Raw genomic sequence first — 17,623 nt, forward strand, 5'->3', positions numbered from 1 at the left:
CCTTACCCCCTCGCCCGCTGCCGCTGGCGCCACTGGTCAAGAACGACCGCCGCCACGATGATCGCGCCCTTCACCATCTCCTGATAATAGGCGTCGAGCCGGATTGAGGTGAAACCGGAGATGATCGTGGAAAAGATCATTGCGCCGAGCACCGTGCCAAGGATCGAGCCGCGCCCGCCGGAAAGGGAAATGCCGCCGATCACCGCCATGGCGATGGCATCAAGTTCGTACATCACCCCCATGCCCGCCTGCGCGGTCAGGTTTTTCGATGTGAGAAGGATCGCCGCAACGGCGGCAAGGCATCCCGCGACCGTGTAGACCAGCACCTTGTGGCGGTCGACGTTGATACCCGACATGCGCGCCGCCGCCTCGTTGGAGCCGATGGCATAGCTTCGCTTGCCATAGACGGTGCGCGTCATGAGGATGTGGAAGAGGATAGCCAGCACCACAAAGACCACGGCCGGGTTCTGGCCCGGCCAGGACAGGAGCCCGAAGGTGAGCGTGCCCAGAATGTCGCCGTTCGACAGATGGCCGTAGCTTTCGGTCGGAAAGCTGACCGGCTGACCGTTCGACCACCAACGCGCCACCCCGCGCGCGGTGACCATCATGCCGAGCGTGGCGATGAAGGGCGGGATGCGGGTATAGGCGATCAAGAGGCCATTCACGACACCCGCAAGGATGCCGCAGCCCATGCCCACGACAATCGGCACGATCACCGGCAGGTCCATCGCCCAGTCACCGAGAACTGCCTTCGGATTGGGATTGCCGTTTACCAGCGCCGTCTGCGCGAAACTCATCACGATCATCGCGGTCGCACCGACGAGCGAGCCGGACGACAGGTCAATGCCGCCGAGGATGATCACCTGCGTGACACCGATGGCGATGATCCCGGTGATCGCCACCTGCAGGATCATGATATCCAGCCGCTGCTTGTTCAGAAGCCCCGGCATGTTGTCGCGCATGTTGAACAGGAAACTCGATCCGTTCAGCCGGTTCAGCACCTCGAAGATCAGGATGATGATCACCAGTGCGAGGAACACGTTCCATTCCGGCGCGCGCGTTCGCTTGGTGGGGTCGTATTTCAGGCCGCCCAGGCCGTGCGTCGTCTGCGTCACGAATGGTCCCCTTCCCCTTATGTGGCCCGCGTCCCCAGTGGCCCTCCGGAAACGCGGGCGGAACGGGGCGAAGCCGCCGCCCCGTTCCTTGACCCTGCCCGGATCAGTTCTTGCTGAGATAGTCGGCGACGTTTGCCGGGGTCACCAGTTCGAACGGCACCCAGACGGTCTGATCGACCGCCTCGCCCTTGGCGAGCGCGACAGCGGCATTCAGCGAGCCCGAGCCCTGCGCGGCCGCGTTCTGGAACACGGTCACGTCGAGATCGCCCGCCTGCATCGCGGCCAACGCATCCTGCGTCGCGTCGACGCCGCCGACCTGGACCGAGGCCATGTCAATGCCCGCCGCCTTCATCGCCTGGATCGCGCCGATCGCCATTTCGTCGTTGTTGGCGATCACGCCGTCGAAAGCGGTGCCGGTCGACAGCCAGTTGGTCATGAGGTTCTGCGCCTGATCACGGCTCCAGTTGGCGGTCTGCTGGTCGATCACATTGACCTTCACCTTGCACTTGCCCGCTTCGATCACGTCATAGATGTCCTGCGTACGCTGCACGGCTGCCTGGTTCGACAGTTCGCCCTGCATGACATAGACATTGACCTCGGACTTGCCTTCGCCGGCCCAGTTGTCGCAGAGCGCGATGGTTTCAAGCGTACCCGAATCCACCTCATTCGAGGCGACGAAGGCCTGGTTGTCGGGAAGCGAGTCGAGGTTGATCGGCTGGCGGTTCACATAGACAAGCGGCACGCCCGCCGCCGCCGCCGCATCCGACATCGCCTGCGTGGCCGACGTGTCGACCGGGTTGACGATGATCGCATTCACGCCCGAGGCGATGAAATTGTTGATCTGGTCAAGCTGCTTGGCCACGTCGTTCTGTGCGTCCTCGATCTGCACCGTCACGCCCTGTTCGTCGGCGTATTTCTGGATGCCGTTCCTGAGGACGGTCAGGAAGTTGTCGTCAAAAAGCGCCATGGAAACGCCGACGGTTTCGGCCATGGCCGTTGTCCCCATCAGCGTCGCGAACCCGGCAATCAGAATGGTCTTTCTCATCTTCTTCCTCCCATAGCGGCGTCCGGCACGCCCTGATTTGAAATCTCCACCGGAAGGCCCTCTCCGGGGCCAGTCACTCGCCGGTCAGGCGGCCCTCTGCTCCAACGCCTGACCGATGAATTTCATGGATGCCTTGAGCGCCGCACCCGGATCGGGGAGCGCGTGCACCTCGCTCGCAAAGGCCTCGAACGAGACCGGCCCTTGCCAGCCCACCGCCTCGAAGGCCGCAATCTGTTCGACATTGCCCAGCCGGTCGTGTCCGTCGACGAGCACGCGGTGGGCGTCCTGCATCTCTTCCGCCGCGATCGCGGGCGCGGTGACGCCGGAGATATGGATGATGCCGGTATGGTCCGGGTAGATCGGTCCGCCACCGGCAAGGAAATGGTGGAACGTGTCATGCACCAGCCGGAAGCGGCCTTTGGCGCCCAAGGCTTCGACCGCCTCCACCGCCTCGGCCTTGTGGCGCAGGGCACAGATGGGGAAGCCCAAAGGCTCGACCATGCCGATCAGGTCGTGATCCTCCAGCATCGGTTTCAGCTCGCGCAGCGCCAGCCGCAGGTTGGCCTGCCGCTCGCCATTGCCCATGCCCTGATTGTCGTTGCGGGGGATGAGACTGACCGCTTCGGCGCCGGCGGCCTTGGCGATGCGGATGAGGGACAAGGCCTCGCGCCCCTTGTCGGACGACCAGTCGTTGAAGCGCTTGACCTCGGCGAGCGCCAGAAGCCTCAGCCCCGCCGCCTTGATCCGTGCACCTGCCTCCTCGGGCGCGAGCCCGCCGAACAAGGGCCCGGAAAGGTCGTTGCGCAGTTCGATCCCGACCAACCCGAGTTCACGCGCCAGCGTAAGCAGGCCGTCGAAGCCCATCCGCGCCATCGTCATGTGATTGATCGCAAACCGGACCATCGCCTCCCCCTTCGGCGGCGGTCTGATGCCGCCCTTGCCGCGCAGACCCTGTGCCCACCGGGTGAGTCGGGTCAACAGTCGGGGAGGTATTTCACATCATGCATGACGCAAAATGACGTTGGGTAATGATGCAATCGCATCATCAAACCGACTCGGGGATATAGAGCTCGGGCTGCAAGAAATGCTGCCCCGGGGTGCCCGCGCCGCCGCTTTGCACCGCCTGGATCATCAGGGACACGAACTCGCGGCAGAGCTTTTCCAATGGCGTCGAGATCACCATCGCCACATAGCGATCCTGCAGCGCGCTGCGCGATTCCGGCGTCAGTTCATTGACCACCAGCGCCACCTCGCCCGGTGCCCGCGTCTCGCGGAGCGCGGCAATCGCCCCCTCCATTCCGCCGCCCGCCAGATAGATGCCGCTCAGGTCGGGATGGCGGCCCAGAAGGTCGAGCGTCGCCTCGTAGGTCAGTTGCCGGGTTTCGAGGTTCACCAGAGTGTCGAGGATGGTGAATTGCGGCGCCAGCTCGCGGATGTAGCTGCGAAAGCCGGTTTCGCGCAGTTCGTGCCCGTGCCAGCGGTAGCCGCCGACGAAAACCGCGAGCTTTCCTGGCCGGTGCACCGCCGTCGCCAGCATTGAGGCGGCGATGCGCCCGACCTTCAGATTGTTCAAGCCCACATAGTTTTGCCGCACACCTTGGGCAAAATCGTTCAGAAGTGCGAAGCAGGGAATGCCCGCCTGCGTCAGTTCCTCGACCGCCGCCGTAACCTCATGGTGGGTGACGGCCGTCGCCCCGACCACATCGGCGCGGCCCTTCATGCCGGCCATCAGTTTGGCGAAGTCGCCCGGCGCTTGCGAGGCGGCATACTGGATGATCACCTCGCCCCGAACACCGGTTGCCTGTTCGACCGCCTTTTGAATCTGTTGATGAAAGGCCTGATAGAAGGCCTGCCGCTCCTTGTGCAGGACGAATCCGAACCGCACACGCTGCAGGTCGGGCTGCAATCGCTGCGCCAGCAGCGGCGCGGCGTGATAGCCGATGGCGCGTGCAGCCTCATAGACCCGGCGCGCGGTTTCCTCCCGTACCTTCAGGCGGCCGTTCAGCACCCGGTCCACCGTTGCCGCACTCACCCCCGAGGCGGCCGCCAAATCCTGTATCGTCGGTCGCTTCGCCATCTCGCCTTGCAAGTTTTACATCACCATTCCCGTCATTCATTGATGGTTTTTGATGGAATGACAAGCAGAGTGATAGGCGCATGCCCCGACTGCCCCTATCCTTTCCGCGACTCGTACGGCCGGGGGAGTGCCATGAGAGACTACAGCCTGATCGGCCCGGATGCGGAACGCGCAGTAGCGGCGGGGCTTGCCGCCGCCGACTGGTATCACTCCGACATTCCGCGCAAGGAGATGAAGGCTCTGATGGCGCGCGAAGACGGACCCGCGATCCGTGATACGCTAATCCTGTATGGCGCGATGGTGCTCTTCGCCGGTCTCGGCATCTGGCTCTGGCCGTCGTGGTGGTCGGCGCCCTTCTGGCTCGCCTACGGCGTGCTCTACGGCTCGGCCTCAGATTCCCGCTGGCATGAATGCGGGCATGGCACCGCCTTCCGCACGGCGTGGATGAACAACGCCGTATACCACATCGCAAGCTTCATGATCGTGCGGAACCCAGTAACCTGGCGCTGGAGCCATGCCCGCCACCATACCGATACGATCATCGTCGGGCGCGACCCGGAAATCGCCGTGATGCGGCCGCCAGCGGCGCTCAGGCTCCTGTCGAACTTCTTCGGCCTTGCCGATGCCTGGGCGGGTTGGAACAGGATGATCCTGAATGCCTCGGGCCGGCAAGACCCCGAGGAAGCAACCTTCATCCCCGAGAGCGAACGACAAAAAGTCGTGACGGTCGCCCGTGTCTGGGTCGTCATCTATGCCGCGACGATCGGACTTGCGGTCTGGACGGGTTCGATCCTGCCCCTGATGGTCATCGGCCTGCCCCGCCTCTACGGCGCCTGGCACCATGTGATGACCGGCCTTCTGCAGCATGGCGCGCTTGCAGACAATGTCATCGACCACCGTCTGAACAGCCGTACCGTCTACATGAACCCCGTCAGCCGCTTCATCTACTGGAACATGAACTACCATATCGAACATCACATGTTCCCGATGGTGCCCTACCACCGGCTGCCGGACCTGCATGAGCGCATCAAGGACGACCTGCCTGCCCCCACACGCTCGATTTGGGCGGGCTACCGCGAGATGTTGCCCGTCCTGATGCGCCAGTTGCGCGGTCAGGACCTGTTCCTGAAGCGCGCCCTGCCCGCCACCGCCCGGCCCTACCGGGAAGAGCTTCACATGGCCGCAGGCCAACCCGCAGAATGAGGACAAGATGACCGACTGGATCGACGCCTGCGCCACTGACGAGATCGACGAGGAAGATGTGATCCGCTTCGATCACGCGGGCCGCACCTATGCCATCTACCACAGCCCCGATGGTGCTTTCTACTGCACCGACGGGCTTTGCACCCATGAACAGGTCCATCTCGCCGAGGGTCTGGTGATGGACCATGTGATCGAATGCCCGAAGCACAACGGCCAGTTCGATTACCGGACCGGCGAGGCGAAACGCGCGCCCGTCTGCGTCAATCTCGCCACCTATCCGACCCGGGTCGAAGGCGGCCGCGTGCAGATCAAGGTGTCGTGATGGCGCCGCCGACCGTACATGACCTGCTCGGCCAGCGCGGCAGCCATCAATATGCCATGCTGCGCGTCGAAACGCTGGAAGAGGCGGCGGCGGCGGCCGCGGCGGGGGTGGAACTGCTTTCCGTCCCGCCGGCGATGATCTTCGACCGTCGCTTCCGCGAGGCGGCACCGGATGCCTTTGCCTTCCCCGGCGTGAACTATTTCGAGATCGGCGGCACCGCGGATTTCCTGAAATGGGCCTTCCCGCTGATCAAGCATGGGGCAGATGCCGTCTATTGCTCGGGCTCGCTCGCCACCGTGCGGGCACTGGCCGATCACGGCATAGCGGTCTGCGGCCATGTCGGCCTCATCCCGTCCAAACGCACCTGGACCGGCGGCTTCAGGGCCGTGGGCAAGACCTTGGAGACCGCGCAACTGGTCTGGCGGCAGGTCCGCGCGCTTGAGGAAGCAGGCGCCTTCGCCGCCGAGATCGAGGTGGTGCCGCATGGCATCACCCGAGCGATCGCCGAAAAGACCTCGCTTTTCCTCATCTCGATGGGGGCCGGTTCGGCGGGCCATGCGCAATATCTCTTTTCCGAAGATGTGCTCGGCCAGAACCGGGGCCATGTGCCGCGCCATGCCAAGGTCTACGCCAACCTCGCCGCCGAACAGGACCGGCTGCAAGCCCTGCGGATCGAGGCGATGGGCCGTTTCGCCGACGAGGTCCATGCCGGCCTCTATCCCGCGCCGCAACATCTCGTGGACAGCGAGGCCGAAGTCGTCGAAGCCTTTGAGGACTGGCTTGAAAGGGAAACCGCATGAGACCGATCGGCATCGGCCTGATCGGCACGGGCTTCATGGGCAAGGCCCATGCCATCGCCTGGGCGAACGCGGGCCGCGTGATGGGCGGTCTGCCACCGGTGCGGCTGGAACTGCTGTGCGACACGCCTGCCGACAAGGCGAAGGCGATGGCCGACCAATTCGGCTTTACCCGCGCGACCGATAACTGGCGGGCGCTTGTCACCGACCCGGCCGTGGATGTGGTGTCGATCACGACGCCGAACGGCCTGCACCGGGAAATTGCCGTGGCCGCACTCGAGGCAGGCAAGCATGTCTGGTGCGAAAAGCCGATGGCGCTGACCCTTGCCGATGCCGAGGCGATGGCGAGTGCCGCCCGCAAGACGGGCCGCGCCACGCTTCTGGGCTATAATTACATCCGAAACCCTGCCGTCCAGCATGCCGTGCGGCTGGTCGCGGCGGGCCGGATCGGCCGCCCCGTCCATTTCCGCGGCTGGGTGGACGAGGATTATCAGGCCGATCCCGATCTTGAGTGGACTTGGCGCGCCCGCAAGGCCGACGCGGGCCTTGGTGCCCTCGGGGACCTTGGCTGCCATCTCGTGTCGATGATGCTTCTTCTGATGGGCCCGGTCGACAGCCTGATCGCCGATGCCCAGATCATCCATGAAACCCGCCCCCTGCCCGACGGGGGCCGGGCGTCGGTGGAAAACGAAGATACCGCGACCGCCATCCTTCGCTTTGCCTCCGGCGCGCAGGGCTCGCTTTCCACCTCTCGTTCGGCCTGGGGCCGCAAGAACCGGCTGGATTTCGAAGTCCATGGCACGAAGGGCATGATCGCCTTCGCGCAGGAACGGATGAACGAGTTGCAGCTCTATGTGAATGAGGGCGAGGCGTCCGAGGCAGGCTTCCGCACCCTCCTAACCGGACCGGCCCATCCGCCCTATGGCGCCTTCACCCCTGCCCCCGGCCACCAGATCGGCTTCAACGACCTCAAGGTGATCGAGTCTGCCGGGCTGATCCAGGCGATCGCTAGCGGCGCGCCCTGCTGGCCTGATTTCAGCGAAGGTCTGAGGATCGAACGCATCATCCACGGCATCGCCGAAGCCGCGATTTCAGGCCAACGCAAGAGCTTCGGCGAGGGTGAGGCCTGAGGCGCGAGCAGGCCCGACCGAGCCGCGCTGAAGGGCAAGAACCGCTGCCCCTTCTATTGGCGAAAATACCTCGGGGAGCGCGAGGAGCAGCGCCCCTCGCCCTTCTTCACACTATTCCTCGCCCTGCGCCTCGGCGCGGCTCTTGCCTGCCACATCCAAGGCCAGCGTCGCCGCCATGAACCCGTCGAGATCGCCGTCGAGCACGCCCTGCGTGTCCGAGGTCTCATGCCCGGTCCGCAGGTCCTTCACCATCTGGTAGGGCTGCAGCACATAGGACCTGATCTGGTTGCCCCAGCCCGCATCGCCCTTGTTCTCGTGCGCCGCAGTGATCGCCGCGTTCCTTTTGTCGAGTTCCAGCTGATAAAGCCGCGATCTGAGCGCGTTCATCGCTATCTCGCGGTTCTGGTGCTGGGACTTCATCGAGGAGGTGACGACGATATTGGTCGGCAGGTGGGTGATCCGGACGGCCGAGTCGGTCGTGTTGACGTGCTGGCCGCCCGCGCCCGAGGACCGGTAGGTGTCGATCCGAATATCGCTGTCGGGAATGTTGATCTCGATATTCTCGTCCACCACCGGATAGACCCAGACCGACGAAAAGGACGTATGTCGCCGCGCGGCGCTGTCATAGGGCGAGATGCGCACCAGACGGTGGACGCCCGATTCCGATTTCAGCCAGCCATAGGCATTGGGGCCCGAGACCTTGTAGGACACTGAGCGGATGCCCGCCTCCTCGCCCGCAGTCTCGGACTGCATCTCGACCTTGTAGCCCTTCTTCTCGGCCCAGCGCACATACATGCGAGCAAGCATCGAGGCCCAGTCGCAGCTTTCCGTACCACCCGCGCCCGCGTTGATTTCAAGAAACGTGTCATTGCCGTCGGCCTCGCCGTCCAGAAGCGCCTCAAGCTCTTTCGCGGCGGAAAATTCGCGCAGCTCCTTCAGGCTCTTCTCGGCCTCACCGACGATCTCCTGATCGCCCTCCATTTCGCCCAGTTCGATCAGCTCGACGTTGTCCGTCAGTTCGCGGTCGATCTTCCTGTAAGTCTCGACCTTATCCATCAGCATCTGCCGGTCGCGCATCAGCTTCTGAGCGCGCGCGGGGTCGGACCAGAGGTTGCCGTCCTCGATCATCGCGTTGAATTCTTCCAGTCGGTGCGGGGCGGTTTCCCAATCCATGCGCTGGCCGAGAAGCGTCAGCGATTTCTTGATCGCATCCACGTTGTTCTGGGTTTCCGCGCGCATCTTCGTCCTCTCAGCCGTCCGCTGCGCCTGATACAGGAGCCGCCCGCCCCGGACAAGGGCGGGTCGGACCGGTCAGCGCAGCCAACGCGTCAGCTTGCGGATCATGCGCATCTTCTTGGCCATGTCGCGTTCGTTCGTGCGGATGCGGGCGCGGCCCTGGGCCGTGCCGTCATTGCCGCCCCGCCGCGCCAGCCAGCCCGGCAGGTGGCGGAAGACGGTGTCCATCGCTGCCCGGATCAGCATGCGGATCGCGCGCTCCATGGGCTCAATCCTCAAAAAGCTCGGTCTGGCCCGCCATCTCGTCGCTCTCTTCGTCGCCAAGAGTGGTCGTGCCGGGCATCGGCCTGTTGTCCAAAAGCCCCGCCGCCCGCAATTCCTTCAGCCCCGGCAGATCGCGGGCAGATTCAAGTCCGAAATGGTCAAGGAAGCGCGGCGTGACGACGAAGGTCACCGGGCGGCCCGGCGTCATCCGGCGGCGGCCGAGGCGGATCCAGTCCAGTTCCATTAGCTGGTCGATCGTGCCCCGGCTGACGGCGACGCCCCGGATCTCCTCGATCTCCGCCCGGGTCGCAGGCTGGTGATAGGCGATGATCGCCAAGGTCTCGATCGCGGCGCGCGACAGTTTCCGCGTCTCGACGACTTCCTTCTGCATGAGAAAGCCAAGGTCCGGTGCGGTGCGGATCGCCCACGCATCGCCCACGCGGACCACATTCACACCCCTGCCCTCATAGCGCTTCCTCAGATGCACCAAAGCCTCGGCCGGATCGCAGCCATGCGGCATGCGCTGCGCGAGGTCGGCGACCGTCACCGGCTCGGCAGAGGCAAAAAGGATCGCCTCCACCATCCGCTCCTGCTCGGCGATCGGCGGCGCCTCGAAAAGGCTCCGTTCCTCGGGTGCATCGCTCTGGCGATCTGGGGTGGCGGTGTCGGTCAATGGGTCTTCCGGCGAAGGGTGATGGGCGCGAAGGTCTCGGCCTGTCTTAACTCGATCTGCCCCTGTTTGGCGAGTTCCAGAGACGCGGCAAAGGTCGCGGCGGTGGCAGAGCGACGGCGGACCGGATCATGGGCCCAGCCGTCGGGCAGATAGCCCATGAGGTCGGTCCACCCGCCCGCATAGCCGATCAGCCCGCGCATCCGGTCAAGCGCCTGTTCCATGGTGAAGACATGGGTGCGGTCGAAGGCGAAGGGGCGGAACTCGTCGCGGGTGCGGATGCGGGCATAGGCCTGCATCAGGTCGAGAAGCGTGGCGGAATAATGGGTGCGGCGGACGCGGGTCACATCCTCGGTCAGGCCGCGCGCGAAAAAATCGCGCCCAAGCTGGTCGCGCGCCATCAGCCGGGCGGCGGCTTCGCGCATGGCGCCGAGGCGTTCCAACTGGAAAGCAAGGTGCGCCGCCAGTTCCTCGCCGGTCGGGCCTTCCTCGTTCGGGTCGGGCGGCAGAAGAAGCCGCGATTTCAGGAAGGCGAGCCAGGCGGCCATCACCAGATAATCGGCGGCCAGCTCGATCCTAAGTGCCTTGGCCTTGTCGACGAAGGCCAGGTACTGCTCAGCGAGTTGCAGGACGGAAATCCGGCGCAGGTCAACTTTCTGGGTGCGCGACAGTGTCAGCAGCAGGTCGAGCGGCCCCTCGAACCCGTCCACATCGACGATCAGCGCCTCGGCCGCGAGCCGGTCACCGACCGACACGGGGTCTTCCTGAAAGAGGCTCGGGTCGGACATACGACGGTCAGTTCTCAGTTCGGGGCGAGGATCGTCTGAAGTTCGGCCATGAGCGCCTCGGCGTCAATGGGGTCGGGCGCGGCGCGGCGGGCCAGCGCCGCCTCAGCGCGCCTGAAGCCCGCCGCATCGAGCGGCCGGGCGGCAGCGGCGACCTCTATCATCTGGTCCATGTCGCCCTTGCAATGCAGCGCGACATCGCAGCCTGCCGCCAATGCGGCGCGGGTGCGGTCCGCGAGCGTACCCTTCAGCGCCTCCATATTCAGATCGTCGCTGAGGAGGAGGCCCTGGAAACCGATCTCCTCGCGGATCACGCCGATCATCCGCGGCGATTGGGTCGAAGGGTGGCCAGAGTCGTAGGCAGGCACCACGATATGGGCGGTCATGCCCATCGGCAGGTCGGAGAGCGCCCGGAAGGGTGCGAAGTCGGTGCGTGCCAGTTCCTCGGCCGAAGCGGCTGCAACCGGAAGATCGTGATGGCTGTCCACAACCGTGCGGCCATGGCCGGGCATGTGCTTCATCACCGGAAGGACGCCGCCAGCGAGAAGGCCGGATGCGGCCGCCCGAGCGGCCCGGGCGACCGTAACCGTGTCATAGCCGAAACAGCGGTTCTTCAGGAAAGGATGGGTGTCGGGCCAGGCGATATCGCCCGAGGGCGCGCAATCGGCGTCGATGCCCACCGCACGCAGTTCCTCGGCAATCAGCCGGTAGCGGATCCAAATTCCCCGCTCCATCCGGCCCTGCGCGCTTGCCGCAACCTGATCGAGCGGTGGCAGCCATTCGCGCCAGTGCGGCGCGCGCAGACGCTGGACGCGCCCGCCTTCCTGATCGACCAGCACCGGCGCATCACGCCCCACGGCGGCGCGCAGGTCGCCGGTCAGGCGGCGCAGCTGACCGGGCGTCTCGACATTGCGCGCGAAGAGGATGAAGCCGAGAGGATCCACCTCGCGAAAGAAGGCGGCCTCGTCCGCGCCAAGCACCGGCCCCTCACAGCCAAAGATCACGGCAAGCGGTGCGGCGGCCATCAGCGCACGGTCACCGCGACGCAACGGCCTTCGGCATTCAGCGCCGCACAGAAACGCCGCGCCTCGTCGCGGTCGGCAAAGCCCATGACGCGAAGCCGATAGAAAGTCTCCTCTCCCCGTGTCGCCGGTTCGATCACCCGCGCCTTGCCGTTGAACAGCGCGCCGAACCGCGCGACCTCGGCTGTCCACGCAGCTTTTGCCTCTGCCTCGGACGGATAATCGCCGATCTGGGCGAGCGTTGTGCCAGCGGTGATCGTCGCGGGCGCGACATCCTCGACCGGGCGGTCGGCAGAGGCCGATACCAGCGTCACTTCCTGGCGCATGGGCGCCAGCCCGGCGGGCTTCGCGACCGGGATCAAGGATGTGGACACGCCGGGCACCGACGGGTCGATCCCTTCAACCGGCGCCTCGCCGAGCGGGTCGAAAGCATTGGCCTCCATCAGGGCCGCCTCGATCGAGGCCACCTCGACCGACCCCGCCTCGACGGTTTCCAGTTCCGGCGCGTCGATCGGTTCGGCTGCCTCCTCGGGCAAGGGCAACTTCAGCCCGTCGGGCGCGGCAATCGAAGCCTCAAGCGACGGGCTTGGCCTGACTGTGCCGACATTCGGCCCGGGCATCGCGGCGAGCGGCGCGAGTGGCGAACCGGCAGTGATTTGCAGCGCGTCAGAAGCCGTATCTTCGTCACTGAGCGCCGCCGCGCGCGGGGCGAGCACGAGCAGATCGGCAGCAGCCTCGGCCTCGCCCTCGGCGGCGATCATGTTCACCGCCAGGCCCTGATGGTCGGCAAGCTCTCCTCCCGGATTGTCAGGCGCAACCCGCGCCTCACCCTCGGGGGCCGCAATCACCGGCACGCCATGGATCTGGCGCTGCGCGAGCTTGTAGCCCCAGACGACCACGCCCGCGATCAGCGCCACAGAGACGAGCCCGCCCGCCGCGCGCACCACAGCGCCCGCGCGCCCCGACGCGGCAGTGCGCGGGTCTGCGGCATAGGCCGCAGGCGCCTCGGGATAGACCTCGTCGTCCTGCCAGACTGTCATCGCCGTCCTGTCATCCGGCGCCCCGCCACGGCGGGGCCGCCCTGCTCTGCCAGCGGGCGCCTCTTGATCAGCGCATTTCCTCGACCGGCTTGACGCCCAAGATAGCAAGACCCGCCGAAATGACAACGCCCGCCGCCCGTGCCAGCGCGATTTTCGACTGGCTGACAGCGACATTGCCCTCCTGCACGAACCTCAGCGACGTATCATCATTGCCGCGGTTCCACAGCGAATGCAGCTCGGACGCCAGTTCGTAAAGATAGAAGGCCACGCGATGCGGCTCCTGCCCCTTGGCCGCGATCTCCACCAGACGCGGCCATTCGGCCATCTTCTTGGCAAGAGCCAGCTCCACCTCATGGCCGATAAGGCTCAGATCGGCGGCGGCAAGCGTCGCGTCATCGGTCGGAATCCCGGCCTCGGCCGCCTTGCGCAGGACCGAGGAGACCCGGGCATGGGCGTACTGGACATAGAAGACCGGATTGTCCTTGGACTGTTCCAGCACCTTGTCGAAATCAAAATCCAGCGGCGCATCGTTCTTGCGGGTGAGCATCACGAAGCGCGTCACGTCGGCGCCCGCCTGTTCGACCACATCGCGGAGCGTTACGAACGTGCCTGCCCGCTTCGACATCTTGAAGGGCTCGCCGTTCTTGAAAAGCTTCACCAGCTGGATGAGCTTCACTTCCAAAGGCACCCTGCCGTTCGACAGCGCTGAAACCACGGCCTTCAGCCGCTTCACATAGCCACCATGATCGGCACCCAGAACGTCGATCAACTGATCGAAGCCACGCGTCACCTTGTCGTAATGATAGGCGATGTCGGGGGCGAAATAGGTCCAGTTGCCGTCCGACTTCTGCACCGGACGGTCGACATCGTCGCCATGCGCGGTCGAGCGGAAGAGGGTCTGCTCGCGCTCCTCCCAATCCTCGGGCAGCTTGCCTTTCGGGGGCTCCAGCACGCCTTCGTAGATCAGGCCCATGTCGCGCAGGGTCTGGATCGCGCTTTCGATCTTGCCGGTTCCGTACAGCGCCTTTTCCGAGGAATAGACATCCATCTTCACACCGAGCGAGGCCAGATCCTCGCGGATCATCGCCATCATCCGCTCGGTCGCGAATTCGCGGACATCGGCCAGCCAATATTGCTCGCCCTTGTCGAGAAGACTGTCGCCGTACTTTTCCTTCAGCGCCTCGCCGACGGGAATGAGATAGTCGCCCGGATAGAGGCCCTCACGGATTTCCGGCTCGAGCCCGTGTGCCTCGCGGTAGCGCTCATAGGCAGACCGCGCCAGCACATCGACCTGCGCGCCGCCGTCGTTGATGTAATATTCGCGCGTGACATCATGGCCCGCGAAGGCCAGAAGCGAAGCCAGCGCATCGCCAAAGACCGCGCCCCTGACATGGCCGACATGCATCGGTCCGGTCGGGTTTGCCGAGACGAATTCGACATTCACCCGGGCGCCGCGCCCGAGGGTGGAGCGGCCATAGTCCTTGCCCGCATCCAGAACCGTGCGCACCAGCCCCTGCCAGACGGAAGGCGCAAGGCGCAGGTTCAGAAAGCCCGGCCCCGCAACCTCGGCCAGCGTCACGCGCGGGTCGGCGGCAAGTTTGACCGCCAACGCCTCGGCGATCGCACGGGGGTTCTGGCCCGAGGGCTTTGCCAGCACCATCGCGGCATTGGTCGCCATGTCACCATGCGCGGCATCGCGCGGCGGCTCGACCGCGACGGCGGTGAAATCCAGCCCAGCAGGCAACGCGCCTTCGGCGGTCATGGCCCCGAGGCTCTCGATCACCAGCGCACGGATATCGGAAAACAGGTTCATCACTTTCCCCTTTGATCAAAGCGGGGATGCCAGAGCGGCCCGATGGCGTCAATGGCGGCAAGGGAAAGAAGGGGGGCGCTGCCCCCCTCACCCCCCGAGGTACTTGTGCCAAGATGAAACTGCATCCTTCATCTTGGACCAAAGACCTCCGCCGGAGGCATAGAAGTTCTAGCGGAACAGCACCAGCGCCGAGGGGCTCCAGGCAACGCGCGCCTTCACGCCGCGGTCGAGCACCGGGCGGCCGGGGACGTTGCGCATGGACAGACGCACCGGCTCATCCACGCCGTCAAGCTTCACGTCGTAATAGGTCATGTCGCCGTAATAGACGACCTCTTCGACGGTGCCGGTCGCCTCGCGGTCGGTGGCAGTCTGACCTTCATAGAGAAGGGTCAGCGTCTCTGGCCGGAAGCCGACCGAAGGCTCCTCGCCCCGATTGCCGCCCGGCGCCTGCTTGGCCGAGATATGGCAGCGGCCGAGACCCTGCACATCCACATCAATCTCGCCGTTCTCCTCGCCCGCGACTTTCGCCGGCAGGAAGTTCATATGGCCGATGAAATCCGCGACCCGGCGCGAATTGGGCAGGCGGTAAAGCGTCTCCGGATCAGCAAGCTGGGCGATCTCGCCCTCGAACATAACCGCGATCCGGTCGGACATGACGAGCGCTTCTTCCTGGTCGTGCGTGACCAGAATGAAGGTGATGCCGACCTGACGCTGCAGCTTGATCAGTTCAACCTGCATGTTCTCGCGCATCTTCTTGTCGAGCGCGGAGAGCGGTTCGTCGAGCAGCAGCACCTTAGGCTTGAGGATCAGCGCGCGGGCGAGCGCCACGCGCTGGCGCTGGCCGCCCGAAAGCGCATGCGCCGCTCGGCTGCCGAAACCCTTGAGGCCCACCATCTCCAACGCCTCGGCCACGGCCTTGTCCTTCTCGGCCTTGGGGCGTGGGTCGCGGCGGAGGCCAAAGCCCACATTCTGTTCGACCGTCAGATGCGGGAAGATCGCGTAGGACTGGAACACCATGTTCGTGGGCCGCTTGTTGGCAGGCACGCCTTCCATATGCTTGCCGTCAATCATCACGACGCCCGAGGTGATATCCTCGAACCCTGCGATGGTGCGCAGAAGCGTGGTCTTGCCGCAGCCCGAAGGCCCGAGCAGCGAGAAGAACTCGCCCGCCCTGATGTCGCAGTTGATGCCCCTCAGCGCGTGGTAATCGCCGTAATATTTCTGGACATCTTGCAGATGGATCATAGCGTCTTTGCTCACAGGAAGCCTCCGGAATCCTTGCCCCCGGTCTTTGCGACACCACGGCGGCGGAAATATTCAGCGATGATGAGAAGCACGATGGACACGGCCACGAGACAGGTCGCGACGGCCATGATCACCGGGATTTCCTTGGGGAAACGAAGCTGCGAGTAAATATAGACCGGCAGCGTCGGCGAGGTGCCGCCAATGAAGGCGGCAAGAATGAATTCGTCCATCGAAATCGTGAAGGAGATCAGGAGGGACGAGATGATACCCGGCAGCACCAGCGGCAGGATGATCAGCCGGAAGGTCGAAAACTTGCCCTCGCCAAGGTCGTAGGCGGCTTCTTCCAGCGACTTGTCGAGGCTCTGGAAGGCCGCCGAAAGGATCGCGATGGCGAAGGGCGTACAGATCAGCGTATGGCCGAGGATGATCGTCGTAAGACCAAGGCCGACACCCATCTGCAGAAGGATCACCAGGATCGCCATCGCGACGATGATTTCCGGCAGGACGAGCGGCAGCATGATCATCGCCATGATCGCGCCCTTGCCCTTGAACTCGAACCTCGTCGAAGCGCGGGCGGCAAAGATCGCAAGCGTGGTGGCGAGGATCGCGGTCGAGCCCGCCACGATCAGCGAATTGATCACCGCCTGATGCAGCTGTCCCTTCTCGGCCATCACCGCGAACCATTTGGTGGTGAAGCCTTTGAGCGGGAAAGCGATGATCGTGCCGTCGTTGAAGGAAAAGATCGGCAGCAGGAAGATCGGCGCATAGAGGAACGCGAGATAGAGGATGGCATAGAGCCTGAGACCGTTACCTTGCGACTTCATTTCTTCACCCTCAGGAAGCGCGCGTTCGCCAGAACGAAGACGGCAGAGATGACGCCGACGATCAGCATGGCCGAGACCGCGACAGCCGAGCCAAGCGGCATGTTGTCAATGGCGAGAAGCTGTTTCTGGATGACGTTGGCGATCAGGGGGATCTTGCCGCCGCCGATGATGTCGGGCGTCACATAGTCACCGACCGTCGGGATGAAGACGATCAGCACCGCGCCGACGACGCCCGGCATGGCCAAGGGCAGCGTGACGCGCCAGAAAGTCATCAACGCGCTTTCGCCCAGATCGCGGCCCGCCTCCAGAAGCGACCGGTCGATCTTTTCCAGCGCCACGAAGATCGGCAGGATCGCGAAGGGCGCGTAGGCGTGGGCAAGCGTCATCACGATGGCGCCGACATTGACGTTGATCCAGGTCAGAGGATCGTCGATCAGGCCAATGCTCTTCAGGCCGGAATTGATCACGCCGTTATAGCCGAGGATCACCTTCCACAGGAACACCCGCACCAGATAGGAGGTCCAGAACGGGATAGTGATGAGGAAGAGCCAGAGCGATTTCTTGTTCGGCGCTACGTGGAACGAGACGAAATAGGCGACCGGGAAGGCCAGCACCACGGTCGCGAGCGTCACCATGAACGAGACAAACAGCGACCGCTGCATGATCGCCCGGTAGATCGGGTCGGTCCAGGCCTCGAGATAGTTTCTCAGCGTGAACTGATGGATGACCTCGCGCACCCCGGACCCGTCGGTCTGAAACGACAGATAGACCACCGTGGCAAGCGGCGCAGCCAGAAGCAGCAGCGCATAAAGCGCCGTCGGGCTGATCAGCGCATAGCCGTTGAAGGCGGGCGAGCGGGTCAGGCGCCCCCAGTTTGATCGTTGTGTCATATCCCCATCCCTGCGGGCGGCGGCCATTCAGGCCGTCTGTCTCTCCCCTAGATCGCACAGGTCGTGCGATCTGGGAAGCGTCTTAGCACAGGCGGTGGCGTGAGGCAAAAAATTTGATCATTTTATTTTGCCGGACGAGTCTCCC

General features: G+C 64.4%; 18 protein-coding genes. 4 read left to right on the forward strand and 14 right to left on the reverse strand.

All coding sequences use genetic code 11. The annotated features are described in order from the left end of the window. Positions 1-2 precede the first annotated feature (2 nt). The 4 genes from OU426_RS13720 to OU426_RS13735 all read right to left on the reverse strand — a co-directional run bounded on the left by OU426_RS13720 (position 3) and on the right by OU426_RS13735 (position 4,237). The gene (locus OU426_RS13720; RefSeq protein ID WP_267634599.1) at positions 3-1,115 is read right to left on the reverse strand and encodes an ABC transporter permease; all 1,113 of its coding nucleotides are present in this window, start codon (positions 1,113-1,115) and stop codon (positions 3-5) included. Between the two features lie 103 nt (positions 1,116-1,218). Beyond that, positions 1,219-2,160 carry a sugar ABC transporter substrate-binding protein gene (locus tag OU426_RS13725; protein WP_267634600.1) on the reverse strand — a complete coding sequence of 314 codons (942 nt, stop codon included), beginning with the start codon at positions 2,158-2,160 and terminating at the stop codon, positions 1,219-1,221. Positions 2,161-2,244: 84 nt separating this feature from the next. After that, the gene (locus OU426_RS13730) at positions 2,245-3,063 is read right to left on the reverse strand and encodes a TIM barrel protein (RefSeq protein WP_267634601.1); all 819 of its coding nucleotides are present in this window, start codon (positions 3,061-3,063) and stop codon (positions 2,245-2,247) included. A 142-nt stretch (positions 3,064-3,205) separates the two neighbouring features. Further along, complete coding sequence (locus OU426_RS13735; RefSeq protein WP_267634602.1) at positions 3,206-4,237, reverse strand: LacI family DNA-binding transcriptional regulator; 1,032 nt, start codon at positions 4,235-4,237, stop codon at positions 3,206-3,208. Between the two features lie 132 nt (positions 4,238-4,369). On the opposite strand from OU426_RS13735, the gene OU426_RS13740 reads away from it, so the two are divergent. From OU426_RS13740 to OU426_RS13755, 4 genes are read left to right on the forward strand one after another with little or no spacing between them, the layout of a single operon-like run. Continuing rightward, positions 4,370-5,440, forward strand: coding sequence for a fatty acid desaturase family protein (locus OU426_RS13740; protein WP_267634603.1), 1,071 nt, complete (start codon positions 4,370-4,372; stop codon positions 5,438-5,440). Between the two features lie 7 nt (positions 5,441-5,447). After that, on the forward strand, positions 5,448-5,762 hold the full coding sequence (locus OU426_RS13745; protein WP_267634604.1) for a MocE family 2Fe-2S type ferredoxin: 315 nt from the start codon (positions 5,448-5,450) through the stop codon (positions 5,760-5,762). Beyond that, positions 5,762-6,562 (forward strand): 3-methyl-2-oxobutanoate hydroxymethyltransferase, encoded by an 801-nt coding sequence (locus OU426_RS13750; RefSeq protein ID WP_267634605.1) that lies wholly within the window; start codon positions 5,762-5,764, stop codon positions 6,560-6,562. Before OU426_RS13745 ends, OU426_RS13750 begins: the two co-directional genes overlap by 1 nt. Then, positions 6,559-7,689 carry a Gfo/Idh/MocA family protein gene (locus OU426_RS13755; RefSeq protein WP_267634606.1) on the forward strand — a complete coding sequence of 377 codons (1,131 nt, stop codon included), beginning with the start codon at positions 6,559-6,561 and terminating at the stop codon, positions 7,687-7,689. Before OU426_RS13750 ends, OU426_RS13755 begins: the two co-directional genes overlap by 4 nt. A gap of 111 nt (positions 7,690-7,800) precedes the next feature. Here the strand turns inward: OU426_RS13755 and prfB are convergent, their stop codons facing one another. The 10 genes from prfB to OU426_RS13805 all read right to left on the reverse strand — a co-directional run bounded on the left by prfB (position 7,801) and on the right by OU426_RS13805 (position 17,478). Beyond that, entirely contained in the window at positions 7,801-8,928 is a 1,128-nt protein-coding gene (gene prfB / locus OU426_RS13760; protein WP_267634607.1) for a peptide chain release factor 2, read from the reverse strand. A 72-nt stretch (positions 8,929-9,000) separates the two neighbouring features. Beyond that, on the reverse strand, positions 9,001-9,189 hold the full coding sequence (locus OU426_RS13765; protein WP_267634608.1) for a hypothetical protein: 189 nt from the start codon (positions 9,187-9,189) through the stop codon (positions 9,001-9,003). A gap of 4 nt (positions 9,190-9,193) precedes the next feature. After that, on the reverse strand, positions 9,194-9,772 hold the full coding sequence (scpB, locus tag OU426_RS13770; RefSeq protein ID WP_267634716.1) for an SMC-Scp complex subunit ScpB: 579 nt from the start codon (positions 9,770-9,772) through the stop codon (positions 9,194-9,196). A gap of 86 nt (positions 9,773-9,858) precedes the next feature. After that, positions 9,859-10,647, reverse strand: a complete 789-nt coding sequence (locus tag OU426_RS13775) for a segregation and condensation protein A (protein WP_267634609.1) — start codon at positions 10,645-10,647, stop codon at positions 9,859-9,861. Positions 10,648-10,661: 14 nt separating this feature from the next. Beyond that, positions 10,662-11,672, reverse strand: coding sequence for a glycoside hydrolase family 3 N-terminal domain-containing protein (locus OU426_RS13780; RefSeq protein WP_420712603.1), 1,011 nt, complete (start codon positions 11,670-11,672; stop codon positions 10,662-10,664). Next, positions 11,669-12,706 (reverse strand): SPOR domain-containing protein, encoded by a 1,038-nt coding sequence (locus OU426_RS13785; protein WP_267634611.1) that lies wholly within the window; start codon positions 12,704-12,706, stop codon positions 11,669-11,671. The genes OU426_RS13780 and OU426_RS13785 overlap by 4 nt, the downstream gene beginning before the upstream one ends. Before the next feature lie 67 nt (positions 12,707-12,773). Then, entirely contained in the window at positions 12,774-14,519 is a 1,746-nt protein-coding gene (argS, locus tag OU426_RS13790) for an arginine--tRNA ligase (RefSeq protein WP_267634612.1), read from the reverse strand. 168 nt (positions 14,520-14,687) lie between these two features. Next, the gene (locus OU426_RS13795) at positions 14,688-15,764 is read right to left on the reverse strand and encodes an ABC transporter ATP-binding protein (RefSeq protein ID WP_267634717.1); all 1,077 of its coding nucleotides are present in this window, start codon (positions 15,762-15,764) and stop codon (positions 14,688-14,690) included. 11 nt (positions 15,765-15,775) lie between these two features. Then, a complete protein-coding gene (locus OU426_RS13800) occupies positions 15,776-16,588 on the reverse strand; it encodes an ABC transporter permease (protein WP_267634613.1) in 813 nt (270 codons plus the stop codon). Further along, positions 16,585-17,478: an ABC transporter permease gene (locus OU426_RS13805; RefSeq protein WP_267634614.1), complete on the reverse strand. Its 894-nt coding sequence runs from the start codon at positions 17,476-17,478 to the stop codon at positions 16,585-16,587. Before OU426_RS13805 ends, OU426_RS13800 begins: the two co-directional genes overlap by 4 nt. Positions 17,479-17,623 lie beyond the last annotated feature (145 nt).

Source organism: Frigidibacter sp. RF13 (genome assembly GCF_026626305.1).
Lineage (GTDB): Bacteria > Pseudomonadota > Alphaproteobacteria > Rhodobacterales > Rhodobacteraceae > TMP-24.